Below are 665 nucleotides of genomic sequence, written 5' to 3'. Positions count from 1 at the left end.
CTACTCGCTGCCCCAGTTCTTGGCCATTGCCATGGAGCCCGTCAAAGCCGCCTGGGTGACGCTCTGCATCGCAGCCAGCTTGCTGTTTTGGGGGGGTTATCTTCTGATGCGCAGAGGCTTCATGGCAGGGCCGCTAACGGGCCTGCTTGTAGGCGGAATGCTGATGCTCAACGGATTTCTGCCTCAGCGGATGATCATCGGGCATGTGGTCTTTCACGGTTATGCGCTGGTCCCGTGGCTGGCGCTGCTGCTGCTCCTGCCGCTTCGGTCCCGAGCCGACACGGCTGTCGCGATAGCACTGGCAGGCCTCATCCCTGCGTACTGGGTTCATTCAGGCTTCAGCACACTGCTCCTGCCAGCAGCGCTGTCCGTGCTGCTGCTGGGTTTGCTTCATGGCTTGCTGGGGGGGGCCTTCCGCCAGTTCATGATCCGGGGCGTGCTGGCGGCCACCATTGGTGCAGCGCTTTCAGCTTCCAAACTGGTCGCCACGTTTTCCTTCATGGCCTTTTTTCCGCGCACTGCCTACCTGCTTCCAGGCGCAGGTACTTTGACAGACACGGTGACCATGATCATGGCCGCCCTGTTCATGGATTCGCAGCAGGCACACGACATCGGGGTGAAGTTGCTCGTCAACCAGCAGTGGGGGCTTAACCCGGAGGAATGGG

Annotated in this window: 1 protein-coding gene; it reads left to right on the top strand. The window is 61.1% G+C overall.

The window, feature by feature from the left end:
• Positions 1 to 163: 163 nt before the first annotated feature.
• The coding region (locus AC1D1X_RS25105; protein ID WP_477699606.1) for a hypothetical protein at positions 164 to 665 on the top strand (502 nt) is incomplete at its 3' end.

It is taken from the genome of Polaromonas sp. P1_G4, from assembly GCF_056405475.1.
This window is presented reverse-complemented; position numbering and strand designations above follow the sequence as displayed.